31 protein-coding genes are annotated in these 26,572 nt (G+C 70.4%); 22 read left to right on the top strand and 9 right to left on the bottom strand.

What is annotated here, in order from left to right; translation table 11 throughout:
* Positions 1-20: 20 nt before the first annotated feature.
* Positions 21-1,832, top strand: a complete 1,812-nt coding sequence (locus tag LNW73_RS14610; protein ID WP_250990196.1) for a bifunctional metallophosphatase/5'-nucleotidase — start codon at positions 21-23, stop codon at positions 1,830-1,832.
* A gap of 126 nt (positions 1,833-1,958) precedes the next feature.
* Here the strand turns inward: LNW73_RS14610 and LNW73_RS14605 are convergent, their stop codons facing one another.
* The 6 genes from LNW73_RS14605 to LNW73_RS14580 all read right to left on the bottom strand — a co-directional run bounded on the left by LNW73_RS14605 (position 1,959) and on the right by LNW73_RS14580 (position 7,547).
* Complete coding sequence (locus tag LNW73_RS14605; RefSeq protein ID WP_250990195.1) at positions 1,959-3,401, bottom strand: sensor histidine kinase; 1,443 nt, start codon at positions 3,399-3,401, stop codon at positions 1,959-1,961.
* The gene (locus tag LNW73_RS14600; protein WP_250990194.1) at positions 3,398-4,132 is read right to left on the bottom strand and encodes a response regulator transcription factor; all 735 of its coding nucleotides are present in this window, start codon (positions 4,130-4,132) and stop codon (positions 3,398-3,400) included. Before LNW73_RS14600 ends, LNW73_RS14605 begins: the two co-directional genes overlap by 4 nt.
* A gap of 44 nt (positions 4,133-4,176) precedes the next feature.
* The gene (locus tag LNW73_RS14595; RefSeq protein ID WP_250990193.1) at positions 4,177-4,425 is read right to left on the bottom strand and encodes a hypothetical protein; all 249 of its coding nucleotides are present in this window, start codon (positions 4,423-4,425) and stop codon (positions 4,177-4,179) included.
* 43 nt (positions 4,426-4,468) lie between these two features.
* Positions 4,469-5,590: a S1C family serine protease gene (locus LNW73_RS14590; protein ID WP_250990192.1), complete on the bottom strand. Its 1,122-nt coding sequence runs from the start codon at positions 5,588-5,590 to the stop codon at positions 4,469-4,471.
* 122 nt (positions 5,591-5,712) lie between these two features.
* Positions 5,713-6,735 carry a LacI family DNA-binding transcriptional regulator gene (locus LNW73_RS14585; protein ID WP_138354047.1) on the bottom strand — a complete coding sequence of 341 codons (1,023 nt, stop codon included), beginning with the start codon at positions 6,733-6,735 and terminating at the stop codon, positions 5,713-5,715.
* A 32-nt stretch (positions 6,736-6,767) separates the two neighbouring features.
* Complete coding sequence (locus LNW73_RS14580) at positions 6,768-7,547, bottom strand: response regulator transcription factor (RefSeq protein ID WP_138354048.1); 780 nt, start codon at positions 7,545-7,547, stop codon at positions 6,768-6,770.
* Positions 7,548-7,756: 209 nt separating this feature from the next.
* Between LNW73_RS14580 and LNW73_RS14575 the strand changes: the two genes are divergently transcribed.
* The 8 genes from LNW73_RS14575 to LNW73_RS14545 all read left to right on the top strand — a co-directional run bounded on the left by LNW73_RS14575 (position 7,757) and on the right by LNW73_RS14545 (position 13,156).
* The gene (locus LNW73_RS14575; protein ID WP_250990191.1) at positions 7,757-8,608 is read left to right on the top strand and encodes an alpha/beta hydrolase; all 852 of its coding nucleotides are present in this window, start codon (positions 7,757-7,759) and stop codon (positions 8,606-8,608) included.
* A 119-nt stretch (positions 8,609-8,727) separates the two neighbouring features.
* Positions 8,728-9,021, top strand: coding sequence for a MoaD/ThiS family protein (locus LNW73_RS14570; RefSeq protein ID WP_250977041.1), 294 nt, complete (start codon positions 8,728-8,730; stop codon positions 9,019-9,021).
* A gap of 1 nt (position 9,022) precedes the next feature.
* Positions 9,023-10,279, top strand: a complete 1,257-nt coding sequence (locus LNW73_RS14565; RefSeq protein WP_250990190.1) for a hypothetical protein — start codon at positions 9,023-9,025, stop codon at positions 10,277-10,279.
* A gap of 137 nt (positions 10,280-10,416) precedes the next feature.
* The gene (locus tag LNW73_RS14560) at positions 10,417-11,130 is read left to right on the top strand and encodes an LmeA family phospholipid-binding protein (protein ID WP_250990189.1); all 714 of its coding nucleotides are present in this window, start codon (positions 10,417-10,419) and stop codon (positions 11,128-11,130) included.
* 160 nt (positions 11,131-11,290) lie between these two features.
* On the top strand, positions 11,291-11,371 hold the full coding sequence (locus LNW73_RS36670; RefSeq protein WP_358789501.1) for an Ms5788A family Cys-rich leader peptide: 81 nt from the start codon (positions 11,291-11,293) through the stop codon (positions 11,369-11,371).
* A gap of 135 nt (positions 11,372-11,506) precedes the next feature.
* Positions 11,507-12,346, top strand: coding sequence for a sulfurtransferase (locus tag LNW73_RS14555; protein WP_250977044.1), 840 nt, complete (start codon positions 11,507-11,509; stop codon positions 12,344-12,346).
* Between the two features lie 45 nt (positions 12,347-12,391).
* On the top strand, positions 12,392-12,682 hold the full coding sequence (locus LNW73_RS14550; RefSeq protein WP_138354054.1) for a DUF1416 domain-containing protein: 291 nt from the start codon (positions 12,392-12,394) through the stop codon (positions 12,680-12,682).
* Positions 12,683-12,835: 153 nt separating this feature from the next.
* Complete coding sequence (locus tag LNW73_RS14545) at positions 12,836-13,156, top strand: DUF3099 domain-containing protein (protein WP_250977045.1); 321 nt, start codon at positions 12,836-12,838, stop codon at positions 13,154-13,156.
* A gap of 27 nt (positions 13,157-13,183) precedes the next feature.
* On the opposite strand, the gene LNW73_RS14540 is transcribed toward LNW73_RS14545, so the two are convergent.
* Positions 13,184-13,546, bottom strand: a complete 363-nt coding sequence (locus tag LNW73_RS14540; RefSeq protein ID WP_250977046.1) for a DsrE family protein — start codon at positions 13,544-13,546, stop codon at positions 13,184-13,186.
* A 162-nt stretch (positions 13,547-13,708) separates the two neighbouring features.
* Between LNW73_RS14540 and LNW73_RS14535 the strand changes: the two genes are divergently transcribed.
* The 7 genes from LNW73_RS14535 (at position 13,709) to ygfZ (ending at position 19,598) form a co-directional block, all read left to right on the top strand.
* Positions 13,709-14,452 carry a hypothetical protein gene (locus tag LNW73_RS14535; protein ID WP_250990188.1) on the top strand — a complete coding sequence of 248 codons (744 nt, stop codon included), beginning with the start codon at positions 13,709-13,711 and terminating at the stop codon, positions 14,450-14,452.
* Between the two features lie 55 nt (positions 14,453-14,507).
* Positions 14,508-15,350 carry a hypothetical protein gene (locus LNW73_RS14530; RefSeq protein ID WP_250990187.1) on the top strand — a complete coding sequence of 281 codons (843 nt, stop codon included), beginning with the start codon at positions 14,508-14,510 and terminating at the stop codon, positions 15,348-15,350.
* On the top strand, positions 15,347-16,198 hold the full coding sequence (locus LNW73_RS14525; RefSeq protein ID WP_250990186.1) for a hypothetical protein: 852 nt from the start codon (positions 15,347-15,349) through the stop codon (positions 16,196-16,198). The genes LNW73_RS14530 and LNW73_RS14525 overlap by 4 nt, the downstream gene beginning before the upstream one ends.
* Positions 16,195-17,166, top strand: coding sequence for a hypothetical protein (locus tag LNW73_RS14520; protein WP_250990185.1), 972 nt, complete (start codon positions 16,195-16,197; stop codon positions 17,164-17,166). The genes LNW73_RS14525 and LNW73_RS14520 overlap by 4 nt, the downstream gene beginning before the upstream one ends.
* 335 nt (positions 17,167-17,501) lie before the next feature.
* Positions 17,502-18,065: an FABP family protein gene (locus LNW73_RS14515; RefSeq protein ID WP_250977051.1), complete on the top strand. Its 564-nt coding sequence runs from the start codon at positions 17,502-17,504 to the stop codon at positions 18,063-18,065.
* A 107-nt stretch (positions 18,066-18,172) separates the two neighbouring features.
* Positions 18,173-18,610, top strand: coding sequence for a Fur family transcriptional regulator (locus tag LNW73_RS14510; RefSeq protein WP_250990184.1), 438 nt, complete (start codon positions 18,173-18,175; stop codon positions 18,608-18,610).
* Positions 18,611-18,629: 19 nt separating this feature from the next.
* Positions 18,630-19,598, top strand: coding sequence for a CAF17-like 4Fe-4S cluster assembly/insertion protein YgfZ (ygfZ, locus tag LNW73_RS14505; protein ID WP_250992920.1), 969 nt, complete (start codon positions 18,630-18,632; stop codon positions 19,596-19,598).
* Positions 19,599-19,645: 47 nt separating this feature from the next.
* Here ygfZ and dtd read toward each other — a convergent pair whose 3' ends face one another.
* Positions 19,646-20,071, bottom strand: a complete 426-nt coding sequence (gene dtd, locus LNW73_RS14500; protein WP_250977053.1) for a D-aminoacyl-tRNA deacylase — start codon at positions 20,069-20,071, stop codon at positions 19,646-19,648.
* A 198-nt stretch (positions 20,072-20,269) separates the two neighbouring features.
* On the opposite strand from dtd, the gene LNW73_RS14495 reads away from it, so the two are divergent.
* From LNW73_RS14495 to LNW73_RS14485, 3 genes are all read left to right on the top strand, one after another.
* Positions 20,270-20,902 carry an RsiG family protein gene (locus tag LNW73_RS14495; RefSeq protein WP_374118097.1) on the top strand — a complete coding sequence of 211 codons (633 nt, stop codon included), beginning with the start codon at positions 20,270-20,272 and terminating at the stop codon, positions 20,900-20,902.
* A gap of 106 nt (positions 20,903-21,008) precedes the next feature.
* The gene (locus LNW73_RS14490) at positions 21,009-21,965 is read left to right on the top strand and encodes an asparaginase (protein ID WP_250990183.1); all 957 of its coding nucleotides are present in this window, start codon (positions 21,009-21,011) and stop codon (positions 21,963-21,965) included.
* Between the two features lie 117 nt (positions 21,966-22,082).
* A complete protein-coding gene (locus tag LNW73_RS14485) occupies positions 22,083-23,327 on the top strand; it encodes a GNAT family N-acetyltransferase (protein ID WP_250990182.1) in 1,245 nt (414 codons plus the stop codon).
* Positions 23,328-23,359: 32 nt separating this feature from the next.
* On the opposite strand, the gene LNW73_RS14480 is transcribed toward LNW73_RS14485, so the two are convergent.
* Positions 23,360-23,524 (bottom strand): hypothetical protein, encoded by a 165-nt coding sequence (locus LNW73_RS14480; protein ID WP_250990181.1) that lies wholly within the window; start codon positions 23,522-23,524, stop codon positions 23,360-23,362.
* Between the two features lie 298 nt (positions 23,525-23,822).
* On the opposite strand from LNW73_RS14480, the gene LNW73_RS14475 reads away from it, so the two are divergent.
* Genes LNW73_RS14475 through LNW73_RS14465 form a run of 3 tightly spaced genes read left to right on the top strand, consistent with a single transcriptional unit; the run spans position 23,823 to position 26,346 of the window.
* Positions 23,823-24,710, top strand: coding sequence for a GntR family transcriptional regulator (locus LNW73_RS14475; RefSeq protein WP_250990180.1), 888 nt, complete (start codon positions 23,823-23,825; stop codon positions 24,708-24,710).
* Positions 24,711-24,712: 2 nt separating this feature from the next.
* Entirely contained in the window at positions 24,713-25,435 is a 723-nt protein-coding gene (locus LNW73_RS14470) for an HAD family hydrolase (protein WP_250990179.1), read from the top strand.
* Complete coding sequence (locus tag LNW73_RS14465; protein ID WP_250990178.1) at positions 25,432-26,346, top strand: GntR family transcriptional regulator; 915 nt, start codon at positions 25,432-25,434, stop codon at positions 26,344-26,346. The genes LNW73_RS14470 and LNW73_RS14465 overlap by 4 nt, the downstream gene beginning before the upstream one ends.
* Positions 26,347-26,572 lie beyond the last annotated feature (226 nt).

Below are 26,572 nucleotides of genomic sequence, written 5' to 3'. Positions count from 1 at the left end.
TGAGGACTCAGAGGGAACCCATGTCTCTGGCACGTAGATTGACCGCCGCTGCCGCCGGGCTCGCGGCCATCGGCGCGCTCGCCGCCGCCGCGCCCGCGCACAGCGGCCACGGTGGCTACGGCGGCGGCCACGGCGGGAACGGCCACGGTGGCGGCGGCCACGACAGCCGCACCGTGGACCTCCAGCTGCTCGCGCTGAACGACTTCCACGGCAACCTGGAGCCGCCCGCCGGTTCGTCCGGCCGGGTCACCGAACTCCAGGCCGACGGCACCACGAAGACCATCGACGCGGGTGGCGTCGAGTACCTGGCGTCGAGCCTGCGCACCGCCCGCAAGGGCCACGACCGCTCGATCACCGTCGCCGCCGGTGACATCGTCGGGGCGAGCCCGCTGATCTCGGGGCTCTTCCACGACGAGCCGACCGTCGAGGCGATGAACAAGCTCGGCCTGGACGTCACCAGCGTCGGCAACCACGAGTTCGACGAGGGCAAGGCCGAGCTGCTGCGGCTGCAGAACGGCGGCTGCCACCCGACCGACGGCTGCTACGAGAAGGGCCGCAAGTTCAAGGGCGCCGACTACCCGATCCTGTCGGCGAACGTCGTCAACGAGAAGACCGGCAAGCCGCTGCTCGCGCCCTACTCGATCCAGAACGTGAACGGCGTGCGCGTCGGGTTCATCGGCGTCACGCTCAAGGGCACCCCGAACATCGTCTCCGCCGACGGCGTCAAGGGCCTCAAGTTCCTCGACGAGGCCGAGACGATCAACAAGTACACCAAGGAACTGAAGCGCAAGGGCGTCAACGCCGTCGTCGCGCTCATCCACGAGGGCGGCTTCCCCGCGTCGCCCGCGTACAACTACAACTGCGATGCGGGCGGCCCCGGTTCCGGGCTGTCCGGGCCCATCGCCGACATCGCCAAGAAGACCTCGGCCGACGTGGACGCCCTCGTCACCGGCCACACGCACAACGCCTACGTCTGCACCATCCCCGACCCGGCCGGCAACCCGCGGCTGGTGACGAGCGCCTCCTCGTTCGGCCGGCTCTTCACCGAGCTGGACATGAAGTACGACCGCCGGACCCAGGACATCGTCCGCACGTCGGTCAAGGGCTCGAACCACGTCGTGGACCGCGTCCAGCCGAAGGCGGCGGACCTCACCAAGCTCGTCGACCACTGGCGCGCGCTGGCCGCTCCGGTCGCGAACCGCACGGTCGGCTACATCAGCGCCGACATCAAGGCGAACGACGCCGACGGCAACGAGTCGCCGCTCGGCGACGTCATCGCCGACGCGCAGCTCGCCTACGGCAAGACCCTCGACCCCAAGACGTCGATCGCGCTGATGAACCCGGGCGGCATCCGCACCGACCTCGTCTACGCGCCGTCCGGCACCGAGGGGCCCGGCGTCGTCACCTACGGGGAGGGCTTCGCCGTCCAGCCGTTCAGCAACACGGTGAACCTCGCGGATCTCACCGGCGCGCAGGTCATCGCGGCTCTGCAGCAGCAGGTCAGCGGGGCGAACCAGGCTTCGCCCAAGATCCTTCAGGTGTCGTCGGGACTGACGTACACGCTCGACCTGACGAAGACGGGCGCGGACCGCGTCGTCGCGGACACGGTCAAGCTGGGTGGGGTTCCGATCGACCCGGCCGGCGTCTACCGCGTCGCCATGAACTCGTTCCTGGCGGGCGGCGGGGACGGGTTCGCTGCGCTTGGCACGGGGAAGAACCCGCTGGTCGGGGGCGACGACCTCGCTGCGCTCAATGCTTACCTGACGGCGAATTCGTCCGCTGCTAGTCCGCTGGCGCCTCCGGCGGCTGACCGGATCACGGTCGTCAAGTAACGGCTGGTTGTTCCTTCGGGGGCCGGGTCCTCCGGGGTGGGGCTTCGAAATCGACTATTTAGGGCCTGGCGGCCCTCAAATAGCTCGGCAGCATTTCGAAACCCCACCCCTCCGGCCCCGGCCCCCTTACGTTCCTGCCTGCGCCGCTACTGCCGGTGGGGTTGTTGGGGCGCCTGGGAGGCGGACGGTGGCTACGGTGCCGCCGCCGCCGGCCGGGCGGAGGCTCACCTCGCCGCCGGACTGCTGGACGGTGCGGGCCACGATGGACAGTCCCAGGCCGCTGCCGGGGAGGCTGCGGGCGGACGGGGAGCGCCAGAAGCGCTCGAAGACGTGCGGGAGTTCGTCGTCGGGGATGCCGGGACCGTGATCGCGGACCGTCAGTACGCCGTGGTCGAGGCGTACTTCGACCGAGCCGGACGGTGGGCTGAACTTCACCGCGTTGTCGAGGAGGTTCACCACCGCGCGTTCCAGCGCGACCGGCTCCGCGCGGACGTACCAGGGCGCCAGCTCGGCCCGGATCGTCAGATCGGGTCCGCGCAGCCTGGCCCGTTCCAGCGCGGCTTCCGCGATCTCGTGCAGGGCCACCACTTGGAGCGTGGGCTCCCCGTCAGGGCGGGAGAGCTCCTGAAGGTCGCCGATGAGCGCGGCCAGCTCCGTCATCTGCGCCTTGACGCTCGCCAGCAGCGCCTTGCGGTCCGCCGGGGGGATGGGCCGCCCGGTGGCCTCGCTGCGTTCCAGCAGTTCGATGTTGGTGCGGAGGGAGGTGAGCGGGGTGCGGAGCTCGTGCCCCGCGTCGGCGATCAACTGCTGCTGCCGGTCGCGGGACGAGGCCAGCGCCGCCGTCATCGCGTTGAACGACTCGGAGAGCCGCGCGATCTCGTCCTCCCCCTCGACGGGGATCCGGACGCTGAGGTCTTCCGTCCGCGCGATGTGCTCCACGGTCTCGGTGAGGCGGTCGACGGGCTTCAGCCCTGCGCGGGCGATCAGCAATCCGGCGGCGCCGGCCCCGAGGACGCCGATACCGGCGACCGCGAGCAGCACCCACGCGAGGGTGTTCAGGGGGTCGGTGATCTCGGACAACGGGCGGGCCACTGACAGGGCGAGCGGCTGACGGCCGAGAGCAAGGTTGGTGCCCATGGTGTAGACCCGCAGCTCGGTACCGTCCGCGGTCGTCACGTTGTGGGTGACGGCACGCGGAGTGCCGTCGGGCTTGAGGGGATCAGCGGCGATGGTCTGGTCGACCTTCGTCACGGGGAAGGCGGCGGTGCCCTCGACCCAGCACGATTTGCCGTTGGGCTGGACCACTTGGGCGGAGGTGTTGTTCGTGTTGATGAACGGATATCGCCCCGGGCCGACGTCCTGCACCGGCGGGGTGGCCAGGCATCCGTTCTGGTTGATCGATCGCGAGATCTGAGGAACCGCGTCAGCCTGCCGCAGCGACCTGTCCAGCTGCTCCGTGAGCTGCTGTCGTGTGATCAGCCAGCACGACAGAGCCACCGCCGCCACCGCCACCGCCACCGCCGCGGCCGTGAGGATCGCCAACCGCGAACGGAGTGGCAACCGCTTCATGACTTTCCGTCCGGTGCCCGCAGCGCGTAGCCGACGCCTCGAACGGTGTGGACCAGGCGGGGGAGGCCGTCGATCTCGGTTTTGCGGCGGAGGTACATGACGTAGACGTCGAGGGAGTTGGAGGAGGGCTCGAAGTCGAAGCCCCAGACGGACTTGAGGATCTGCTCGCGGGTCAGGACCTGGCGGGGGTGGGCGAGGAACATTTCCAGCAGGGTGTATTCGGTGCGGGTGAGTTCGACGGGGCGGCCGGCGCGGGTGACCTCGCGGGTGGAGGTGTCCATGCGGAGGTCGGCGAAGGTGAGGGCGTTGTCCTCGTCGGCCGCCGCTGCCGCGGCCGCGTAGGCGCTGCGGCGCAGCAGGGCGCGCAGCCGGGCGAGGAGTTCGTCGAGTTCGAAGGGCTTGACGAGGTAGTCGTCGGCGCCCGCGTCGAGGCCGGTGACGCGGTCGCCGACGGTGTCGCGGGCGGTGAGCATCAGGATGGGCACGGTCACACCCGTGGCGCGGAGCCGGCGGGCGGTGGTGAGGCCGTCCATGCGGGGCATCAGGACGTCGAGGATGATCGCGTCCGGCTGATAGCCGTCGACCTGGTCGAGGGCCGCCACGCCGTCGGCGGCGATGGCGGTGTCGTAGCCCTCGAAGGCGAGGCTGCGCTGCAGCGCCTCGCGGACGGCGGGCTCGTCGTCGACGATCAGGATGCGGGCGGGGGCCTCGCCGTTCTCGCCGGGGCTCATGGGGGTCGCGACCTCGTGGTGGTGAAGGGGGGTGGGGACGGTTATCAGCCTCGCACGGCGGCGGGGCGGTGGCGTGCGGAGCCGCGTCGGACGGGTGCCGGGGTGGCGACTTCGGCGGCGCGGGGCGGCTGCGGGGCGGGTGATGTCATCGGCATTCCGAGCGGCAGGTCGAGGTCGGTGGGGCCGGTGCGGACGGCGGCGTCCGGGGCGGGGCCGCCCGCTCCCCAGGAGATGGCGGCGGCGAGGGCGTGCCGGGCGCGGTTGACGTTGACGGTGATGGCGTTGGTGGTCATGGGACTGCCTCCCCAGGGTTGGAACTCGGGTGCGGACCGCAGGTCAGTTGGTGCCGCCGCTGCGCAGTGAGTCGAGGTCGGCCTTCACGGTGTTGATCGGGATGGAGAAGCCGAGGCCGACGCTGCCGGCGCTGCTGCCCGAGGAGCCGGACGAAGCGGCCGAGTACATCGCGGAGTTGATGCCGATGATCTCGCCGTTCATGTTGATCAGCGCGCCGCCGGAGTTGCCGGGGTTGAGGGACGCGTCGGTCTGGATGGCCTTGTAGGTGGTCGTGGAGTTGCCGGTGTCGCCGTTGTACTGGTTGCCGCCGAAGCTGAACGGCCACTGGTCGGAGCCGCCGCTGCCGCCCTGGCCCTGGCCCCGGCCCTGGCTCTCGTCGGTGGAGACGGTCACGTCGCGGTTGAGCGCGGAGACGATGCCGCTGGTGACGGTGCCGGTCAGGCCCTCGGGCGAACCGATGGCCACGACCTGGTCGCCGACGGCGATGCCGTCGGAGTTGCCGAGCTTGGCGGCGGTGAGGCCGCTGGCGTTGTCGACCTTGATGAGGGCGAGGTCCTTCTTGGCGTCGGTGCCGACGACCTTCGCGGTGGCCGTCTTCCCGTCGCTGTAGGTGACCTTGATGCTGGTGGCGCCGGCGATGACGTGGTTGTTGGTGATGATCTCGCCGTCGCTGGTGATGATCACGCCGGCACCGGTGGACCGGCCGGCGTTCGAGGTTGCGCCGATCTCGACGATGCTCGGGCTGACCGCGGAGGCGACGCCGGCCACGCCGGTCTTGCTGGAGCTGGCGTTGACGGCGGCGGCCGCGGTGCTGACGGTGGGGTGCGAGGTGGTGTTGCCGATCAGCGCCACCGTTCCGCCGCCGACGACGCCAGAAGCGATCGCCACCGCGGCGAACAGGGCGATCGGCTTGCGGACCTTGCGCCGGGAGGTCGGGACGGGGGAGGGACCGGGCGAGGGCTGTGCGCCGGGCGGCGGCGGGGGGTACATCCCGCCGGCACCGCTGCCCGCGCCGGGTGCCTGGTGTGCGGTGTGCGGTCCGCTGGGCCACACGGTGACCCCGGACGGGGTCGTCACGGGCTGCTCCGGCTCGTACGCCGGCGGTTGCGGATAGGCCGCGTTCGGGTCGTAGTCGCTGTTGCTGCGCTGCGTGTGATCGGTCATGTCACTGACTGTGCGGCGGCAACATGAGAGGTTCCTGAGCGTCCGCTGAGAAGCCCGACAGAAGTAGGTATGCCCGATATAAAGGTCAGTGGCCCTAAGGGGCACGGGCCTTTAGCGGGGCCCTACTGGCAGCCGCAGGAGGCCCGTACGACGAGCCGGGACGGGAACTGCCGCAGCCGGTCGCGACGGGTGCCGTTGACGCGCAGCGAGTCGTCCAGGACGAGGTCCACCGCGGCGCGGGCCATCGCCTCGCGGTCCGAGGCCACCGTGGTGAGCGGCGGGTCGGTGAGGGCCGCTTCCTTCACGTCGTCGAAGCCGGCGACGGCCAGCCCGCCCGGCACGTCGATCCGCAGCTCGCGCGCGGCGCGCAGCACGCCGATCGCCTGGTCGTCGGTGGCGCAGAAGATGGCGGGCGGCCGGTCCGGGCCCGCGAGCAGGCCGAGGGCGACCTGGTAGGCGTCGTAGCGGTTGTAGGGGGCCTGGAAGAGCCGGCCCTCGATGGAACGGCCGGACTCCCGCATGGCCCGCCGCCAGCCTTCGACGTGGTCGGTGACGGGGTCGCCCAGGACCGGGGTCTTCTCGGTGCCGCCGAGGCACGCCACGTACTCGTGGCCGTGTTCCAGCAGGTGGCGGGTGGCGAGCTGCGCTCCGCCGATGTCGTCGGTGACGACCGCGTACTCGTCGATCGCCTCCGGCCGCTCGTGCAGCAGGACGATACGGGCGTCCCACGCCTCTATCTCGGCGGCGGCGTTCGCGCTCGGGCCCTGGCTGATCAGGATCAGCCCGGAGACCCGCATGCCGAGGAACGCGCGGAGGTAGTGGATCTCGCGGTCGTCCAGATAGTCGGAGTTGCCGACGAGGACCATTTTTCCGCGGTCGGACGCCGCCTGCTCGACCGCGTGCGCCATCTCGCCGAAGAACGGCTGACGGGCATCGGGGACGATCAGGCCTATGAGGTCCGTACGGCGGCTGGCCATCGCCTGGGCCACACGGTCCGGGCGATAACCGAGCTGCGCGATGGCCGCCTGCACCCGCTCGCGGGTGGCCGGGGCGACCGGCCGGGGTCCGTTGTTGATGACATAGCTGACGACGGCGGTGGACGTACCCGCCAGCCTGGCCACATCGTCACGCGTCACCTTTGCCACGGGCCGCAGTCTACGCGGGTCCACCCCGTCCGTTACGCGGATCGGTCGGCGCTCGCACGCGCTCGGGCCTGAGCCTGGGCCTCGGCTTGCGCCTGGGCCTGGGCCTGCGCCTTCGCGGCTTCCTCGGCGGCCCGCTCGACCTTTTCCGGGGTGACGAAGCGGTAGCCGACGTTCCGGACGGTACCGATCAGGGACTCGTGCTCAGGGCCGAGCTTCGCGCGCAGTCGCCGTACGTGGACATCGACCGTTCGGGTGCCACCGAAGTAGTCGTAGCCCCACACCTCCTGCAGCAGCTGCGCGCGGGTGAAGACCCGGCCCGGGTGCTGCGCGAGGTATTTGATCAGCTCGAACTCCTTGAAGGTCAGATCCAGGACCCGGCCCTTGAGCTTCGCGCTGTACGTCGCCTCGTCGACCGACAGGTCGCCGTTGCGGATCTCCATCGGGCTGTCGTCGACGCCGATCTGCTGGCGGCCCATCGCGAGCCGCAGCCGTGCCTCGACCTCGGCGGGACCCGCGGTGTCGAGCAGGACGTCGTCGATGCCCCAGTCGGCGGTGACGGCGGCGAGGCCGCCCTCGGTGACGACCAGGACCAGCGGACAGCCGGGGCCGGTGGAGCGGAGCAGCTGGCACAGCGAGCGGACCTGGGGCAGGTCACGGCGGCCGTCGATCAGGATGACGTCGGCGCCGGGGGTGTCCACCAGGGCCGGTCCTTCGGCCGGTGCCACGCGGACGCTGTGGAGCAGCAGTCCGAGCGCGGGAAGTACTTCGGTGGACGGCTGGAGCGCGTTCGTCAGGAGCAGGAGAGAGCTCACGTGTTGCTCCCGTCGGTCGTCCGGTACTGCTGCTGCACACTTTGCTTGCCCATTTGCGAACCCTCCTCGGTCCCTGCGAGGACGTACCTGGTGAAGCGGTGTTTCAGATAGCGGTGTCTCAACATGTGGTCGGAAAACCTGGTTCAGAAAGCACGAAAGGACCCGGGGGCGACGCTGCCCGGATCCTCTTCCCCAGGAGAATAGCCCACATGGAGAGCCTCGGTGAGTCCCTGAACGGGCCTTTGTGTGTTTCATCGATCACTTCGGGTGGTCGGCGTGCGGTTCTGTTGACGGAGGACGGCGTACGAATCGAGGCCGAACACCGGCCGTCGGACGGCGGAACTTCCGGCGCGGGGAACCCGGCGTACGAAGGCTGCGCGATCGTGGTGGCGCACGGCTTCACGGGGGCTCTGGAGCGGCCCGCGATCCGCCGGGCGGCCGAGGTGTTCGCCGAGTTCGCGGGCGTGATCACCTTCTCCTTCCGGGGACACGGCGGCTCCGGCGGCCGGTCCACCGTCGGCGATCTGGAGGTACTCGACCTCGACGCGGCCGTGGGGTGGGCGCGCCGCCTCGGGTACCGAAGGGTGGTCACCGTCGGCTTCTCGATGGGCGGCTCCGTCGTGCTGCGGCACGCGGCGCGGCCCGCGGCGGCGCCGTCCGGCGGACGGCTGGGCGGCGCGCCCGACGCGGTCGTCTCGGTGAGCGCACCGGCCCGCTGGTACTACCGCGGGACGGCGCCGATGCGGCGCCTGCACTGGGTGGTCACCCGGCCCACCGGCCGGCTCGTCTCACGCCTCGGACTCGGGACCCGGATCCACCCGCGCGAGTGGGACCCGGTGCCGCTCTCGCCGATCGAGTCCGCGGCGCTGATCGCTCCGACGCCGCTGCTGATCGTGCACGGCGACCGGGACGCGTACTTCCCGCTCGACCACCCCCGGTCGCTGGCGGGCGCCGCCGGGGACGCGGCCGAGCTGTGGATCGAGCCGGGGTTCGGCCACGCGGAGAACGCGGCCGACGACGCTCTGCTGCGCCGTGTCGGGGCCTGGCTCGGCACGGTCTGACCGGCTCGCGCCGGGGCTCGCATCCCGGCCCCCGGGCGGGTGTCATCATGGACGGCGGCTGTACCTCGCGGGGGCCGCAGGGACCCGTGCGACCGCAAAGACAACGACAAGGAGCCGCTATGGCGGCAAGCGACATTCCGGTGACGCCCGCCCCAGGCGCCGGCACGATCCGCTACTGGGCCGCGGCCAAGGCAGCGGCCGGCACGGCCGAGGAGCCGTACCGCGCCGCCACGCTGGCCGAGGCGCTCGCCGCCGCGCGCGAACGGCACGCGCGGCAGCCGGAGTTCGCGCGGGTGCTGCTGCGGTGCTCGTTCCTGGTCGACGGCGACCCCGTCGGGACGCGGGACCACGCGGGCGTGGCCCTGGCCGACGGCGGCACCGTCGAGGTCCTTCCGCCGTTCGCGGGTGGGTGACATGACCTCCTCCGACTGGGACCAGAACCCGCAGCAGAACCAGAACCATCAGCAGAATCATCAGCAGGGCCATCAGCAGAATCCGAACGCGTACGAGCCGTACGACCCGTACGCGGCCGGGCAGCAGCAGGCGCACCCCGGGCCGATGCCGCCCGCCGAGCCGGTGTGGCAGAACCAGGTCCCCGGCGATCAGTACGGCCGGCAGAGCCCGCCGCAGGGTCAGCGGTACGGCGGCGGATACGCGGCGCCCGGCTACGACGCTCCCGCGCAGCAGCCGTACGGCGACCAGCAGCACGACCAGCACGGCGCCCCCCAGGCGCAGTACGACCAGTACGGGCAGTACCCGTCCCACGACCCGGCGGGGGAGGGCGACCACACCGCCGTGCTGCCGGCCATCGACGACTTCCCGTCCCAGCCGGCGCAGACCGTCCCGGATCCCGCGGCCGCCGAGCCGCGTGCCGGTGGCAGGCGTGCCGCCCGTGGCCGGGCCGCGGCGCCCGCCGCCGGACAGCGCACCGGTTCGCCGATCATCGCGCCCGGGATGCAGCCGGCCGCGCTGACCGCCGTTCTCGCCCTGCTGATCGCGGGCGGGGCCGTGGTCGGCCGTCCGGGGCTCGCGCTCGTGGTGGCGGTCCTGCAGGGCGTCACCGCCGCCGGGTGGTTCCGGCTGAACGGCATGTGGCCGGCCCGGCAGGGCATCGTGCTGGCCTTCCTCGCGGGCGTCACGGCGGACATCGCGCTGCTCGCGACGGACGGCGACAACGTGCCCGCCGTGGTCGTCGGCACGCTGGGGACCTGGCTGCTGCTGGTCCTCGTGCTGCAGATGCGCCACCGCGGGACGACGGACGAGCGGCTGTCGTCGCTGACGGCCACCTCCGCGTCGACGCTGATGACCGTCCTGGCCACCGGTTTCCTCGCGGTCGCCTGGACACCCGGCGGCAGCGATCCGGTGGTGGTCGGCGCGGTGGCGGTCGCCGTCGCGACGCTCGCCCGCGCCCTGCCGCTGCCCGGCGCCGCCTCCGTCGTGGTGGCCGTGCTCGCCGCCGCGGGCAGCGGCATCGTCACCGGCCGGCTGACCGACCTCGGCACCCAGGGCGCGCTGCTGGGCCTGGCCGCCGGTGCCTGCGCCGTCATCGGGCTGCGGGTCGCCAGCTACGACTTCCCGTCGCGCTTCGTCCACTTCACCGCGGGCGTCGCGCTCCCCCTGACGGCCGCGGCCCCGGTCGTGTACGTACTGGGCCGGGTCCTCACCGGCTGACGGAACGCCACCGGAATCCGGACCCCGCGCCCGGGAGGGCCGCTGTCACAACCTCACGACAAACGACAGCGGTCCACCCGGGCGCCGGGGGAAGGCGGGTTAGGGTCGATCGATCAAGCCTGAACCGGGGGAGAGCAATGCGAGCCGCACGGATACTCCTGATCGTCCTCGTCGTTCTCGGCGGGCTGTTCGTCGCGGCCGACCGCATCGCCGTCTCCGTGGCCGAGGACAAGGCCGCCGAGCGCGCCCAGCAGACCCAGGGCCTGAGCTCGAAGCCCGAGATATCGATCAAGGGCTTCCCGTTCCTGACGCAGGTCGCCTCGGACAAGCTCGACGACGTCAGGATCACCGCGCACGACATCCAGGCGGGCACCGGCGCCGAGCGGCTGCGGATCGACAGCTTCACCGCCGACCTGCGCGGGGTGAACCTCTCCGGCAACTACCAGCGGGCGGTCGCCGACACGGCGGACGGCTCGGCGTTCATCACCTACGCGGACCTGTCGGCCGCCGCGCCCCCCGGAGTGACGGTGGCGTACGGGGGCGAGAGCAAGGACGGCAAGGGCCGGGTGAAGGTGACCGGCAGCGTCTCCGGGGTGCCGGTGCTCGGGACGGTCAAGCGCAGCGTCACCAGCGTGATCAGCGTCGAGCACGGCGACACGGTGCGACTGCACGCCGATGTGATCCCTGGTGTCGGCTCCATCCCCGGCCTCGACAGGCTGATCCGCGAGAAGATCGACTTCACGCGGAGCCTGGTGGGACTCCCCACCGGCATCAAGGTGCAGTCGGTCGTGACGACCCCGAGCGGCATATCGGTGGCCGCGTCCGGGACGAACGTCGTTCTCGCGAGCTGAGACGGCGGCGTCCGCGCCTCAGTCGAAATCGGCGGCAGAACGGCTCCCGGCCCTGCCGCGTAAGGTCCGACCCGTCATGCGTCCCAGTATCCGGACAATCTTGTCTCGGTATATGACACGCTGGTGACACTTTCGGGGAGGTTTCCCTACGATCGGGGTCATGAAGCGACAGGCGGATCTCACGAAGCGGCGGGCAGTCGACCTGTGCCGCGTCGCCGCCAGTCTCTGTCGCATGCCATAGGGGCGGCAGCCTTCTACGTACCGGACCAGGCCCGACGGCCGTTCGTGTGCGCCTGCCTCCCCGGCGTTTCTCTCACATTCTGCGCAATGTCGCGCCCCGTTCTGGCGCATCCGTACTGCCCCGGAGGAGAACAAAATGAGCCGCAGTGACGTCCTCGTGGACGCCGATTGGGTCCAGAGCCACATCGACGACCCCAAGGTGGTAATCGTCGAGGTAGACGAGGACACCTCGGCCTACGAGAAGAACCACATCCGTAACGCCGTGCGCATCGACTGGAAGTCCGACCTGCAGGACCCGGTCCGCCGCGACTTCGTCGACCAGGCCGGCTTCGAGGCCCTGCTGTCGGCCAAGGGCATCGGCAACGACGACACCGTGGTCCTCTACGGCGGCAACAACAACTGGTTCGCCTCCTACGCGTACTGGTACTTCAAGCTCTACGGCCACGACAGCGTCAAGCTGCTCGACGGCGGCCGCAAGAAGTGGGAGCTCGACTCCCGCGACCTGGTCGTCGAGGTCCCCGAGCGGGCCGCGACCACGTACCGGGCCAAGGAGCAGGACACCTCGATCCGCGCGTACCGTGACGACGCCGTCGCCGCGATCAACACGCTGAACCTGGTCGACGTCCGCTCGCCCGACGAGTTCTCGGGCAAGCTGCTCGCCCCGGCCCACCTCCCGCAGGAGCAGTCGCAGCGCCCGGGCCACATCCCGAGCGCCCGCAACATCCCGTGGTCGAAGAACGCCAACGACGACGGCACGTTCAAGTCCGACGAAGAGCTCACCAAGCTCTACCAGGACGAGAACGTCGACCTGGCGAAGGACACCATCGCGTACTGCCGCATCGGTGAGCGCTCCGCGCTCACCTGGTTCGTGCTGCACGAGCTGCTCGACCAGCCGAACGTCAAGAACTACGACGGCTCGTGGACCGAGTACGGCTCCCTCGTCGGCGTCCCGATCGAGCTCGGCGCCAACGCCTGAGTCCGGTTACAGACCCGTTCCAGACCACCCCTCAAAGGATCAGACATGTGTGGAGCAAAGGCCGGCGGCCCGGACTTGGCAGGAGTTGACGTGGCGAGCGAGACGATCATTCAGGGTTCGGTAACCCGTGACGGCGAGCCGATCAGCGGCTACGTCCGGCTGCTCGACGGCGGCGGCGAGTTCACCGCGGAGGTCCCGACCTCGGCGACCGGACAGTTCCGCTTCTTCGCCGCACCCGGCACCTGGACGCTGCGCGCCCTCGTCCCGGGCGCCACGGTGGACCGTACGGTCGTGGCCCAGCAGGGCGCGGCAGCCGATGTGGCCATCGCCGTCTGAACCGCTGAGGCACTGGCTGAGGCACTGGCTGAACCGCTGAGGCGCTGAAGGACTGACGGATCGAACGGCCGAAGGGCCGCACCCCTGGGTTGGACGCTCTGGGTGCGGCCCTTCGTGCTGCCTGTTCGTGCTGCTCGGACGTACCGTGGAGGTATGTACGCGCGCCGGCGTCGCCACTGGTATTTCGCCATGATGGGCAGCTGCATCCTGCTGTTCGTCCTGGCGTGGGCCGTGGTGCGCCTGTGGTCGGTGCCGGCCGCCGTCGCGATGTGCGTGGTCGCGATGGTGATCCCGCCGTTCGCCGCCATCGTGGGGAACCGGCGCGAGCCCGGCGACTTCTGGGACGACCCCGCCGACAGCTGGCTGGAGGACGAACCGGCGGACGACTCCTGGATCCGGGACGAGGAGGCGGCACGGGCGAAGGCCGCAGGAAAGCGGCCGGACGGCGGGGACTTGGACGACAGGGCCCAGTAGGCGGTCCGGCCCGGTGGACGATCCGGCCTAGTAGACGAGGGCCTGCACGCCGTCGGCCATGACCTCCTGCACGAAGACCTGAGCACCCGCGATCCGTACGCCCTCGATGACGTCCTTCTCCGCGATGTCCCGGCGGGCCGCGCACTGCGTGCACAGCGTGATGCCGCCACCGGCGAGGATCCCGTCGATCAGGTCCGGCAGCGGTGCGGCGTGCGGGAGTTCGAACTCCGCGGCGCGGCCGGGCAGCGCGAACCACGCGGACTCACCGGTGAGCCACAGCGAGACCTCCACACCGCTGGCCACCGCGACCGCAGCCACCGTGAACGCCTGCGAGCAGCGCTCGGGCGCGTCCGCGCCCGCTGTCACCTTGATCACGAGCTTCTTCGCCATGAGCTCAGGCTAGCGGCTCTCCCACCAGCCCCGTTGGCCCCACCTGTGTCCCATGTCACGGCAAAAGGATTGGGGCGCCGACGTGTCGGCTGGACATAATGCGGTTCCACTCACAATGCGACACGCGTGCGAGTGCTGTGTTTGTGCCCGGGGGGGCTTCCTGTGGAACCTGTACGCCGTCGAGGCGCCGTCATCGCGGTGTCCGCCGGGATCGGAATGCTCGCGCTGGTCGGCGTGACCGCCGGAGTCGTGGTGGCGCTCGGCTCCTCGCCCGGCCATGCCGACGAGGCCGCCCCGTCGTCCCCGGCCCCGACCGTTTCGGTGCCGGGCTCCCCGAGCGCCGATCCGTCCGCGTCGTCCGCCTCGGCCACGCCCGCCCCGGCCGCCACGTCCACCGTCAAGGGCCAGGTCAGCCAGGGCACGCACACCGGTGACCTGCGCTTCTTCCTGCTGACGCCGCCGAAGGACGCCGAGGTCTACGGCGACGAGGCGGGCAGCCCGCTCTCCGCGGCCGACCTCGCGAGCGGTGCGGAGGACGAAGCGGCCATGAAGAGCGCGCTGGACCGCTACGGCTTCAAGTCCGGCGCCTACCGCACGTATCTCACCGCGGGCGGCGGCGCCGAGGTCACCGTGAAGCTCAGCCGCTTCGCGGACGCCGCTTCGGCCGCCACGTACTACGAAGCCCACTACTACGAGGGCGACAAGCTGCCCCTCACCGGCGGCTATCCGGCCCGCGCCTACCACCTGAAGTCCGGCTCCGAGGAGAGCACGGACTCGCTGCTGGCCATCTCGTACCAGGGCGATGTGCACATCACCATCACCGTGACGGGCGGCAAGGCCGCGGATCCGAAGCTGCTGCAGAACCTGCTGGACGCGGAGTACCAGCGCCTCAAGACCGGCCGCTGAGCCCGTCCTTCCTTCTCTTCCTCCTTTTTCTCGCACCACCCACGTGGAGATCACCATGTCCGAGGACACCCCTGCGCCCGAGCCCGCTCCGGAACCCCCACCGGAACCGCCGACCGAGGCGGAACTCCCCGTCGAGCCGCAGGCGGAGGAGGAGCCGCGGGCCGAGGTGGAGCGCAAGCCGCGCCGCCGGGGCCGCACCACGCTGCTGATCGCGGTCGCGGCCGTCCTCGGCGTCCTCGCGGGCGCCGGCACCGGCTACAAGATCCAGCAGGACCGCCCGGAAACCCCGCTCCCGCCGCTCGCCCAGCCCAAGCTCGTCCAGCCGGCAGGCGCCGCGGCCCCGGCCGCCCCGCTCACGGTCGCCGACGACCACCTGGTGAAGACCGACGGCGACCTGCGCAAGCTGCTCCTGGAGCGGCCGAAGGGCGCGAAGGACCCGGCAGTGCCGGTCTCCGGCGACGGATGGCTGTTGCTCGCGGATTATGCGGATGGATACACCAATCCGGATCACATGTTCCAGGAGCTGAGCACGAACGGATTCCGGCGTGCCGTGGTGACGGGCTGGGACAGCGACAACCACACCACCACCGATATCCATCTGGTCCAGTTCCGCGACCAGACGACGACCTTCGCCGTCCAGATGCTGCAGGGCCAGCAGGGCTACATGACGGATGCCAAGCATGCTGAGAATGAGGGGACGGCGATCCCCGGCGACCTCGACGGCCGGGTCTGGGTCTACTCCGAGCCCGAGACCAAGGAGGGCTACGAGCCGCTGTACAAGGCGCGGGGGCTCGCCCGGCGCGGCGACATCTTCATGGACGTCTGGATCTATTCGGGGGACCCGATCAGCACCGCGACCATCATGGACATTTCCAAGCGGCAGTTGGAGCGACTGTGAACGACGAGGCGTCACCCGAGGTCGCACCCGAGACCGCGCCTGAGGTGTCACCCGAGACCGCACCCGAGGCGTCACCCGAGGTCGCACCCGAGACCGAAGCCACTCCGGCGCCCAGGAAGCGCCGCGCTCTGGCGCTCGGTATCGCGGCGGCACTCATCGCCGTGGCCGCCGGTGGCGGTATCGGCTACGCGGTACTCCGGCACGACGACACGCCGGACGCCAAGACCTCCGCCGCTCCCTGGAAGGCCCCCACCCCGGCCAAGACCGGTGAGTTCGGCGCGAAGTCGGGCGGCAGCCACTACGGACGTCTCGGCAAGCTGCTGCTCCCGCTGCCGGACACCTACCAACCGGGTCCGGACGTCGGAGAGTTCGGCAACGACGTCGAACTGGACGGCAAGCAGGCCGTGACGATGATGAAGTCCAGCGTCAGCAGGCTGTCCAAGAAGAACCGCAGCGCGGTCGAGAAGTCCATCGACGACCTCCACCTGCAAGGTGCCGGCATGCGGACGTACAGCGCCGACGGCGGTGATTACGTCATCGAGATCCAGATCGTCCAGGTGACGAACAAGCAGGCGGCTGCCGAGCGCAACGAGTACTTCAACGAATTCACCAAGGCGCTCGGGGTGTTCCGCAACGGCCCGAAGATCGCGGGTCACGACAAGGCGCGCTGTGTGCTGCCGCCGACCGAGCCGGGCGAGAAGCTCGACGCGATGTCCTGCCAGGCCACCGAGGGCGACCTGATGGTGACGATGACCCTGACCGGCACCGTTCCGCTGCACAAGACCGAAGCGGCGGACCTGCTCAAGCAGCAGCTCGACCGCATCCAGGACCCGGGGGTGTCGGCATGACCGACCAGTCGATCGCGTCGCAGGACGAGAAGCCACAGGACGAGAAGCCGCAGAACGCGGAACCGCAGGACGCCGAACCCCAGGCCGTGGAGCCCGAGCCGCAGCCGCAGCCTGAGCCCGCTGCCGAAGGCGTTCCGCCGGTGCCGCCCGTGCCGCCCCTCCCGGTGGCTCCGCCGCCGGCGGACGCCTGGGCCGCCCCCGTGCCGCCCGTAGAACCGAAGAAGCCGCGCCGTGTGCTCCGCGCGGTGCTGCGCTGGACGTCGGCCGTGCTGGTCTTCGGCGCGCTCGGCGGCGGCGTCGCCTACGGGATCACCCAGCCCGAGCGCACCAGGATCCCAGGGCTGGAGACGCCTGACGACGGCCGCTGGACCTATCAGCCGCTCGCGCTGCCGAAGCTGCCCGCGGGCAAGCCGGCGGTCGGTGAGGACCAGCTCAACCGCGGCGGTCGCCACTACGCGGATCTGCGATCGCTCCTGCTGCCCGCCCCGGAGGGCGCCACGCCCGATCCGGCGTTCCCCGGCGCGAAGGGCTGGCTGCCCACCGACAAATACCTCACGTTGTTCGGCAAGGACACCCAGGCCCCGCAGCGCGGGTTCCTCACCCAGGAGGGGCTGCGCCACATCGCGGCCCGCGCCTGGACCATGCCGGACGGCACACGCGCCGAGACCTACCTGCTGCAGTTCTCCAGTGCGGCGTACAGCGATCGCTACCGCATCGATTTCAACACCACCCACTTGGCACAGGTGCCCGACGTGCGGAGCGACCTCGACTCCGCGCTGGGTGCCGGCGAGGCCGGCGCGTCGATCCTGTACGCGTTCGAAGGGCAGGGCCCGCACGGGATCCAGGTGCGGTATGCGTTCATCTCCGCGGGTGACACGATCGGCGTCGTCGTCCTGTCCCACAAGGACACGATGCCGGTGGCGCCGTTCCGGCAGACGATCACGCTCCAGGCCCAGCTCCTCGGCTGAAGCGGCCGAAGCGGCTGAAGCGGCCGAAGCGGCCGAAGCGGCCGGAGCCCGCCGAAGAGGCCCACGTAGCGGCCATCCGGGCCCGTCCCGGCCCGCCACGGCCACGGGGACGCACCTCACAGCGCCGTCCCCGTGGCCGCCGACTAGACTCGTCCCCGGTCCATTACCGCTTGCCTGCCCGAGGAGCACACTCGTGCGTATTGAGTACATCTTCGACGCCTTGCTCGTCCTGGTCTGCCTCGGCGTCGCCGCGTTCTCCGTCTTCGCGGTGGCGAAGCTGTACCAGGGCCAGCGCTGACCTCGGCCGCACGGACAACGGAACAGGGCACCACACCATGATCGAGATCCCGTCCGACCTTCACCCGGACCTCGTCCCGCTCGTCTTCCTCCTCGGCAGGTGGGAGGGCGCGGGCGTGTACGACTTCCCCGGCGCCGAGAAGTGCAACTTCGGGCAGGAGGTGACGTTCAGCCACGACGGCCGCTCCTTCCTCGAGTACACCTCCCACACCTGGGTGCTGGACGCCGAGGGCAAGAAGCTGCGCCCGCTGGAGAACGAGAGCGGCTTCTGGCGGATCGACAAGGACCGCAAGGTCGATGTCACCATCACCCGTGACGAGGGCGTCATCGAGATCTGGACCGGCGAGCTGGCCGACCAGAAGCCGCAGATCGACATCGTCACGGACGCCGTCGCCCGGCTGCCCGAGGCCCCGGAGTACTCCGGCGGCAAGCGGCTCTACGGCTACGTCCACAGCGACCTGATGTGGGTCGGCGAGAAGGCCACCCCGGCCGTCACGCTGCGCCCGTACATGTCCGCGCACCTGAAGAAGGTCGTGGACCCGCGTGAGTGGGCGAAGGACCTCAAGGACCTCCCCGACGACGGGATCGCCTTCTTCAAGTAGGACCCGCAGGTGGGACCCGCCGGATAGGACCCGCCAGGCGGGACCCCCGCCGAAGCCCCGCTTCGGCCCTCGCGGCAGCCGGGATCCACAGCCCTACACTGGGGGCTGTGGTGACCACCGACTGGAAGAGCGATCTGCGGCAGCGCGGCTACCGGCTGACCCCGCAGCGGCAGCTTGTCCTGGAGGCCGTGGACGCTCTGGAGCACGCGACTCCGGACGAGCTGCTCACCGAGGTACGCAGGACCGCCTCCGGCATCAACATCTCCACCGTCTACCGGACGCTGGAGCTGCTGGAGGAGCTGGGCCTGGTCAGTCACGCCCATCTCGGACACGGCGCCCCGACGTACCACCTCGCGGACCGGCACCACCACATGCACCTGGTGTGCCGGGACTGCGGCTCCGTCACCGAGGCCGAGGTGACGCTCGCCGCACCGCTCACCGAGGGGCTGCGCGAGGCGTTCGGCTTCGAGACGGACATGAAGCACTTCGCGATCTTCGGCCGCTGCGCCGCCTGCACCGCGAAGGCTTCCGCCGACGGGTCGTAGGCTTATCGCCATGACCGCCATGTCGAAGAGTCCCTTGCTGTCGCTTCCCGGTGCCGTCCCCGCAGAGGGGCCGGACGAGGGTGTCGCCGGACACTACGGCGACCTGTTCCGCGAACAGCGCGCGCTCGCCGACGGGACGGGCTTCGTGGACCTGTCGCACCGCGGCGTCCTCACCGTCAGTGGCGAGGACCGTCTCGCCTGGCTGCACCTGCTGATCACCCAGCACGTCGAGCAGCTTCCCGCCCACCACGCCACCGAGGCGCTGGTCCTCACCGCGCACGGTCACATCGAGCACGCGCTCTACCTCGTGGACGACGGCACGACGACCTGGATCCACGTGGAGCCCGGCACACAGGGCGCCCTGCTCGCCTATCTGGAGAGCATGAAGTTCTTCTACAAGGTCGAGGCGGCCGACGCGTCGGAGCAGTACGCGATCGTCTATCTGCCCGCGGGCGCCATCACGGCCGTCCCGGAGGGCTGGGCCGTCCGCGAGACGTCCTACGGCCGGGACGTCTTCGTGCCGCGCGCCGAGCTGGAGTCCTTCGCGGCCGGCGCGGGCCGGCCGATCGGGTCGCTGTCGCTGGAGGCGCTGCGGATCGAGGCGCACCGGCCGCGGCTGGGCCTGGAGACCGACCACCGCACCATTCCGCACGAGCTGGGCTGGCTGGAGACCGCCGTCCACCTGCAGAAGGGCTGCTACCGGGGACAGGAGACGGTCGCCCGGGTGCACAACCTGGGCAAGCCCCCGCGCCGCCTGGTCTTCCTGCACCTGGACGGCAGCGAGGTGAAGCTCCCGCCGCACGGGTCCCCGGTCCGGATCGCCGCCGAGGGCGAGGAGAGCCGGCAGATCGGCTTCATCACGTCCTCCGCCCGGCACTGGGAGCTGGGCCCGATCGCGCTGGCCCTGGTGAAGCGCAACACGGCGGCGGACGCGACGCTGCTGGCCGACACGACGGTCGCGTCGCAGGAGATCGTCGTCGCGCCGTAGTCCACCGCGGTGACCGCCGCGGTGATCGCCGCGTCATCAGATGTCGATCAGATGTCGATGACCAGGGTGAACGGGCCGTCGTTCGTCAGCGAGACCTTCATGTCCGCGCCGAACCGGCCCGTTTCCACGTCTGCGCCCAGCGCGCGCAGCTGCTTCACCACCTCGTCGACGAGCGGCTCGGCGATCCCGCCCGGCGCGGCGGCGTTCCAGGTGGGGCGGCGCCCCTTACGGGCGTCACCGTAAAGCGTGAACTGGCTGATGACGAGCAGCGGGCCGCCGATGTCCGAGCAGGACTTCTCGTCCGGCAGGATGCGCAGGCTCCACAACTTGCGGGCCAGCTGCGCCGCCTTCTCCGGGGTGTCCTCGTGCGTCACCCCCACCAGAACGCACAATCCCGGTCCGGTGATCGACCCGACCGTCTCTCCGCCGACCACGACACTCGCTTCACTGACCCGTTGGGCAACCGCTCGCATACGGGCATTGTCCCGTGCATGTGCCAACACCACTCGCACGGGTGAGGGGGCGCACGCGACCGCAGGTCGTACGCCCGGTTGGACGCCAAGCACGCCCGCCGTCGGGGCCGTTCGGGTGCAGAGTCGCTGCGGGGTGTCCGCAGGCAGTGGGACCATCGGAACCTGGGCGGCTCCGGCCGCGACGAGGGGACGACAGGCATGACCACACCCGGCGCTGGAGAGACATCCGGTACCACCGCACCGATCGCACCGACCGCGCCCATCGAGAAGGGCCATCACATGCTGAAGGCCGACGCACTGGGGCCACGGCCCCCGGGTCCGCGCAGCCCGCTCGCCGCGGACGTCCCGGAGTCCGAGATGGGGGCGCTGGGCCTCGGCACCCTGCGCACCCTGCGACGCGACGCGCAGCAGGAGGAAGCGGATCTGTCGTATCTGCGCCGGCTGCTGCACGGCCGGATCGACATCCTGCGGGCGGAGCTGGGGCGCCGCACGGCACCGGACGCTCCGCTGCTGGACCGGCTGCCGGAGATCCTCACCGACGCGCCGTCCCGGCACCGCTCCTCCGCCCGGCACGTGACGCTGGGCACGCCGCTCACCGAGCGGGTGCGGCGGCTCGCCGAGGAGATGCTCGCCGAGGTCGAACTGTCGGACCTCGACGCCCGCACGGACCAGGACCTGCACGAGGGGATGGGCCGCCTCGTCCGCCATGAGCAGCAGGTCTCCCGGCGCCGGCAGACCCTCCAGCGGACGGTCGACGGCTGCAGCGCGGAGATCACCCGCAGATACCGTGACGGGGAAGCAAGCGTGGACGACCTGCTCGCCGAGGGCTGACGGCGATGATGACCGGACACCCGCAGCGGCAGGCCGGGACCCGAGCCGGGGCGCGAGGCGGGACGCGGGCCGGGGCGCCGGCCGGAGCTCGGGCCGGGGCGCGGGTTTGAGCACGGTGGAGCGTCCGCATCCGGTGCTGGCGGAGGTCGTCCGGTCGGGCTTCGTGGAGGGGCTGCACCGCGGCTCGCTGGTCGTGCTGGACGCGGACGGCCGCGTCGGGCCGACGCTCGGAGACGTGACGTCGCCGGTCTTTCCCCGGTCGTGCAACAAGCCGATGCAGGCGGCGGCGATGCTGCGGGCCGGTGTCGCCCTGGACGGCGAACTGCTGGCGCTCGCCGCGGCCAGCCACTCGGGGGAGCCGTTCCATGTGGAGGGCGTCCGGAAGATCCTGGCGGGCGCGGGCCTGACCGAGTCGGCGCTGCGCAACCCCCCGGACCTGCCCGTGGACGTCGAGGCGGCGGAGCAGTGGCTGCGGGCCGGCGGCGGCCGCGAGCGGATTCTCATGAACTGTTCCGGCAAGCACGCCGCGATGCTCACCGCCTGCGTGGTCAACGGCTGGCCCCTGGAGACGTATCCGGACCCCGGCCATCCGCTGCAACGCCTGGTGCTGGACGTGTTGTCCGACCTGAGCGGCGAACCGGTCGAGCGGGTGGGCGTCGACGGCTGCGGGGCGCCGGTCGCGGCGCTGAGCCTCACCGGGCTGGCGCGCGCCTTCGCCCGCTGCGTCGGCGCGCCCGAGGGCACCCCGGAGCGGAAGGTGGCCGACGCGATGCGGGCCCACCCCGAGTACGTCGCGGGCACCCGGCGGGCGGACACCTGGCTGATGCGGGAGGTCCCGGGCGCGCTCGCCAAGGTGGGCGCGGAGGCCGTCCAGGCGGTGGCGCTGCCGGACGGCCGGGCGCTGGCCTTCAAGATCGACGACGGCGGCAGACGGGCGCTCGGGCCGGTGCTGGCAAGGACGTTGGAGCTGATGGGAGTGGACTCTCCGGTACTCGCCCGGATCGCCGACTCGCCGCTGCTGGGCGGCGGGGAACGGGTCGGCGAGGTGCGCGCGGTCTTCTGAGGGCCGGCGGGGCGCCGGCGGGCAATCCGCCGCGCCCGGTGGACCGGTCACGTCAACCGCCCCTCCTCCGCCGAAAATCCGGATGCGCGTCGCCCTGCGGCCGCCTACGTTCGAGAGATGAGCCCCGACCTCCGCACCCTCGCCGAGTCCGATCTGCCGGAATGGCTCCGCGCACTGAACAACGCGTTCCTGATGCCGCCGACCGTCGCCCCGGAGGAGGTCGCGGCCCGCAGGCCGGGGATCGACCTGGAGCGGACCCAGGGCGTGTTCGACGAGGGCCGCTGCGTGGCCACCTTCCGCAGCATGCCGCGCGAGCTCACCGTGCCGGGCGGCGGGCTGCTCGCCGCCGGCGCCGTCACCAACGTCTCGGTCACCGCGACGCACCGCAGGCGCGGGCTGGCGACCCGCATGATGTCGCGCGACCTGACGGACGCCAAGGAGCGCGGCGAGGCGGTGGCGATCCTGATCGCCGCCGAGTACCCGATCTACGGCCGCTACGGTTTCGGCCCCGCGACGTGGATCAACGAGTGGGACGTCGACGTCCCCCGGTCCGGTCTCGACCGCCGCTGGGCGGGGCCCGCCGAGGGCCGGGTCGATCTGATGACGCCCGCCGAGGTCCGCAAGATCGGCCCCGAACTCCATGAGCGGGTCCGGCGGCTGACGCCCGGCGCGATCGACCGCACCGACCGGTGGTGGGACCTGGACACCGGGCAGCTGGTCTTCCCGTCCAACCCCTGGAAGGAACCCTTCTACGCGGTGTACCGGGACGCCGCCGGCCGGGTCGACGGCCTGGCCACGTACACGATCAAGGAACACCGGTGGTCGAACAAGTTCCCCAGCGTGACGCTGGAGACGGGCAAGCTGATCGCGGCCTCCCCGGCCGCCGAGCTCGCGCTGTGGCGCTACCTGCTCTCCGTCGACTGGGTCACCGAGCTGAAGTCCGGCTACCGCGCCCCCGATGACATCCTGCCCCTGCTGCTCGGCGACCCGCGCGCCGCCAGGACCGAGACGAACGCCGACTTCATGTGGCTCCGGGTCCTCGACACCCCGCGCGCCCTGGAGGCCCGCACGTACACCGGCGCCGGTTCCCTCGTCCTGGACCTGCACGACGCCGCGGACCTGGCGGGCGGCCGCTTCCGCCTGGAGACGGACGCCGAGGGCAAGGCCGTCTGCACCCCGACCCGTGACGACGCCGATCTCTCCCTCGACATCGCGGAGCTGGGAACGCTGTACCTGGGCGACGAGTCCGTCCTGCGGCTGACCGCCCTGGGCCGCGTCACCGAGGAACGCCCCGGTGCGGCAACCCGCGCGGACACCCTCTTCCGCACCCCCCGCCGCCCCTGGACCCCGGACGGCTTCTGACCGCCGGGCCCGGGCGCCGCGACCGGCAGGCGTCATCGCTGGCTCAGCGACATGGCGACTACGGCCAGCGCGGCCAGCATGGCGGCGGTGTTCCGGGTCTTCCAGCCGAAGAGGAACAGTGGAACCGCGACCGCTCCGGCCGTACCGAACTCGGTCTGGGCGAGGTGCTGGGCAATGGCGGTGATGAGAGCGAACATCGCGGACCCCTTCGACATGCCGCCCAGGGGCGGTGAGGGAGACGGCCGGTTGCCCGACCTGCTGCGAATTTAGGTTCGGCACCTGCCGTTCACCATTGGTCCACGTCGCTGCGTCTGGACCGTCTTGAGGGTGCTGACCTGGTCCATTCGCCGACATGTCGGAGAAACCCCGGCGTCCGTTTCCCACTGTCGTCCGCACTGCGGCGCAGAGGTCTGTCAACTGGGCTCAATTTGATGAGTTGGCTCGATCGGCTCAGTCAACTCACCTGAGATGGAGGATGGTTGTAGCCTCCATTGCGTGAGTTCGGGGAGCTCGGAGACCAACGGGTCGATGCCGCCGTACCGGCGCATCGCGGCTGAGCTGCGCGCGGAGATGGACAGCGGTGCACTTGCCGCGGGCGATCAGATCCCGACACAGGAAGCACTCAGCAGGCGCTTCAAGGTGTCCCGCGCGACCGTACAGCGGGCCTTGGACGATCTCCGCCAGGACGACTACATAGACTCCCAGCGCGGCCGGGGTTCGTATGTGCAGGGCGCTGGGGTCCGGACGGGGCCGAGACAGCGCCCGGGACCTGGACCTGCGGGGGTCGAGTTGGCCGAGCATCTCGATGCCGCGTTTCAGGAGCCGCGCATCACCGTCGACTCCTTCTCGCTTACCGCGGAGACGCTGAATTCCGCGATCCAAGGCCCCCTCCGGCGCATCCAGGCCGGCGAGATCGCACCGGAGTCGATCGCGATACGTCTGCTCGTGCCGGAGCCCGCGGCGCGACTGGCCGTTCCGCGTCTGGTCAATGATCCGGAGGATGGCCGTCCGTTGGAGCGGCTACGGCAACTGGCGCAGAATCAGGTAGGTGGACTGCAGAGCTCGTTCCACAGGCTGGCTGACCTGGGCCTGGTTGTGGATGCTTCGATCGAGATCAGGACCGTCTCGGTCACCCCGTTCCACAAGCTCTATCTGATCAACGGGTCGGAGACGCTGTTCGGTTATTACAAGATCGTCGAGCACCCCGTGTCGTACCGGGGTGTGGACATGGAGATCTATGACACCCTGGGGCTCGGAGCCACGCTCTTTCACTACTCCTCCGCGGGGGACACACCCGATCCGTACAGCGCCGAGTATGTCCGGCAGTCGCAGGATTGGTTCGACTCCGTCTGGTCAACCATTGCCGAGCCGTTGAGGCTTTAAGAGTGACCTTCCGATCCTCTTCCCCGGACCATCCGTGCGACGCCCGAATCCCGCGCGGGATCATTACCGCCGCCGAGTGCGTGCTGTTCGACTTCGACGGCCCCATCGCCAGTCTCTTCGGCAATCACCGGGCACATGAGGTCGCCCGTGTTCTCCTGCGTCGGCTCAGCGGCTGGGGGCTGGCGCCCTTGTTCATCGATCCAGATGATCCGATCCAGGTCATAAGGGATACAGCGGTCTCCCTCGCAGGATCTCCCGAGCACTACCGGGTTGCTGAGCTGGAGCGGCTTCTCGGTGAGCAGGAGATCCATGCTGCCCGATCAGCCGTACCGACGGATCACGCGTACGAGCTGATCGAACAGCTGGTAAAGCGCGGTACGAAGGTGGCCGTTACCACCAACAACTCAGCAGCTGCTGTGAATGCCTACCTGGAGCGCGCGGGCTTGGCTCCGTTCTTCGGCTCCCACGTCCATGGCCGACTCTCGGACCCCGCGCTCATGAAGCCGGATCCAGCCTGCCTGCTGGCGGGATTGCGAAGTACGGGCGGTGCCGCCTCGAACAGCCTGATGATCGGTGATTCGGAGAGCGACTTTGCTGCGGCCCGAGCGGCTGGTGTCGGCTTTCTCGGCTATGCGAGGGACGACGCGAAGGACCGACGCTTGCGTGAGGCCGGGGCTCGCCATGTCGTTCATTCGTTCAAATGTCTCATCGATGCCGACCTGTGAATTCGCCACCTCCCACCGGACATGGGAGCTACGGGGCGAACGGCACGGGACCTCCGTATCTGCACATCGCTGACGTTCTCAGAGAGGAGATCCGCCGCGGCCTCTACGGAGTGGGAGACCGGCTCCCCACCCAGGACGCTCTCGCGGACCTGCACGGCGTCTCGCGCCCGACGATCCAGCGCGCGCTGCACAAGCTCCGTGACGATGGATACCTAGGGAGCCGGCGCGGCCGGGCGGCGGAGGTGCTCGACCGGCGCTCCGGAGCCGTGGAGAGCGAGGCGACCATCGAGCCCGACAGCGACGAGCCGTTCCTCAGGGCTCATATTGCCGCCGCCTTCGAATCCCCGCATGTGTCCATCGACGTCTTCTCGCTCACCACGCAGACCCTGTACGAAGCACTGACAGGGCCGGTGTCGCGGATCAAGGAGGGCACGCTGTCGCTCGAGTCGATCCGGGTCCGGCTGCTGCTGCCGAGCCCGGACATACGGCTGGCGGTCCCGATAGCGGTGGCGGACCCGACCGACGCCCGGCCGCTGCGGAGACTGCGGGGCCTGGCCAGCGCGCACGCGACCGCTCTACGCAGCACGTTCGTCGACCTGGCGGAGCGCAGGATGGTCCCCGAACTGTCGATCATTCTGCGCTCGGTGCGGATCACGCCGATGGAGAGGCTCTATGTGATCAATAACACCACGGTGTTGCGGGGTTACTACAAAGTCCTGAACCGGAGGGTGAGCTACCACGACGAGGACATCGAGATCTACGACGTCAAGGGCACCGATGCCGTCCTCTTCTTATTCCAGTACGACGAAGGCGAACCCGGCTCACGGGACTCCCGGTACGTCCAGGAGTCTCGGTCGTGGTTCGACTCGATCTGGTTAACGATCGCGGAGGAACTGACACTGTTCGAGTGATTTCGCTGGAGCCGGTCAGCCCGGAATCAGCTGGCTGCGCTCGATCCTCACCCGGGCCGAGATGTGTCCTGTTCGACTTCGACGGGCCCATCTGCGCTGTGTGCGGAGGAGCTCGCCTGGATCGGGGCCGGTAGCAGTCTCGTCGAGGTGACCATGAACAACGCACCTGTGCCGGTTCAGATATGCCTGGAGCGGGCGTACTGGATCCTTGGATATTTCCCATGAG

Origin of the sequence: Streptomyces sp. RKAG337 (assembly GCF_023701715.1) — a bacterium.
Lineage (GTDB): Bacteria > Actinomycetota > Actinomycetes > Streptomycetales > Streptomycetaceae > Actinacidiphila.
The sequence above is the reverse complement of the archived record's forward strand: the minus strand, read 5'-3'. Positions and strand labels throughout refer to the sequence as shown.

Excerpts from the sequence above, each read along its gene's own strand:
- LNW73_RS14590 (WP_250990192.1), bottom strand. The coding sequence starts at position 5,590 with ATGACCGATCACACGCAGCGCAGCAACAGCGACTACGACCCGAACGCG.
- LNW73_RS14560 (WP_250990189.1), top strand. The coding sequence starts at position 10,417 with ATGCGAGCCGCACGGATACTCCTGATCGTCCTCGTCGTTCTCGGCGGG.
- LNW73_RS14555 (WP_250977044.1), top strand. The coding sequence starts at position 11,507 with ATGAGCCGCAGTGACGTCCTCGTGGACGCCGATTGGGTCCAGAGCCAC.
- LNW73_RS36670 (WP_358789501.1), top strand. The coding sequence starts at position 11,291 with ATGAAGCGACAGGCGGATCTCACGAAGCGGCGGGCAGTCGACCTGTGC.
- LNW73_RS14545 (WP_250977045.1), top strand. The coding sequence starts at position 12,836 with ATGTACGCGCGCCGGCGTCGCCACTGGTATTTCGCCATGATGGGCAGC.
- ygfZ (WP_250992920.1), top strand. The coding sequence starts at position 18,630 with ATGTCGAAGAGTCCCTTGCTGTCGCTTCCCGGTGCCGTCCCCGCAGAG.
- LNW73_RS14540 (WP_250977046.1), bottom strand. The coding sequence starts at position 13,546 with ATGGCGAAGAAGCTCGTGATCAAGGTGACAGCGGGCGCGGACGCGCCC.
- LNW73_RS14530 (WP_250990187.1), top strand. The coding sequence starts at position 14,508 with ATGTCCGAGGACACCCCTGCGCCCGAGCCCGCTCCGGAACCCCCACCG.
- LNW73_RS14515 (WP_250977051.1), top strand. The coding sequence starts at position 17,502 with ATGATCGAGATCCCGTCCGACCTTCACCCGGACCTCGTCCCGCTCGTC.
- LNW73_RS14595 (WP_250990193.1), bottom strand. The coding sequence starts at position 4,425 with ATGACCACCAACGCCATCACCGTCAACGTCAACCGCGCCCGGCACGCC.
- LNW73_RS14520 (WP_250990185.1), top strand. The coding sequence starts at position 16,195 with ATGACCGACCAGTCGATCGCGTCGCAGGACGAGAAGCCACAGGACGAG.
- LNW73_RS14605 (WP_250990195.1), bottom strand. The coding sequence starts at position 3,401 with ATGAAGCGGTTGCCACTCCGTTCGCGGTTGGCGATCCTCACGGCCGCG.
- LNW73_RS14610 (WP_250990196.1), top strand. The coding sequence starts at position 21 with ATGTCTCTGGCACGTAGATTGACCGCCGCTGCCGCCGGGCTCGCGGCC.
- LNW73_RS14600 (WP_250990194.1), bottom strand. The coding sequence starts at position 4,132 with ATGAGCCCCGGCGAGAACGGCGAGGCCCCCGCCCGCATCCTGATCGTC.
- LNW73_RS14570 (WP_250977041.1), top strand. The coding sequence starts at position 8,728 with ATGGCGGCAAGCGACATTCCGGTGACGCCCGCCCCAGGCGCCGGCACG.
- LNW73_RS14480 (WP_250990181.1), bottom strand. The coding sequence starts at position 23,524 with ATGTTCGCTCTCATCACCGCCATTGCCCAGCACCTCGCCCAGACCGAG.
- LNW73_RS14565 (WP_250990190.1), top strand. The coding sequence starts at position 9,023 with ATGACCTCCTCCGACTGGGACCAGAACCCGCAGCAGAACCAGAACCAT.
- dtd (WP_250977053.1), bottom strand. The coding sequence starts at position 20,071 with ATGCGAGCGGTTGCCCAACGGGTCAGTGAAGCGAGTGTCGTGGTCGGC.
- LNW73_RS14575 (WP_250990191.1), top strand. The coding sequence starts at position 7,757 with ATGGAGAGCCTCGGTGAGTCCCTGAACGGGCCTTTGTGTGTTTCATCG.
- LNW73_RS14550 (WP_138354054.1), top strand. The coding sequence starts at position 12,392 with ATGTGTGGAGCAAAGGCCGGCGGCCCGGACTTGGCAGGAGTTGACGTG.
- LNW73_RS14495 (WP_374118097.1), top strand. The coding sequence starts at position 20,270 with ATGACCACACCCGGCGCTGGAGAGACATCCGGTACCACCGCACCGATC.
- LNW73_RS14485 (WP_250990182.1), top strand. The coding sequence starts at position 22,083 with ATGAGCCCCGACCTCCGCACCCTCGCCGAGTCCGATCTGCCGGAATGG.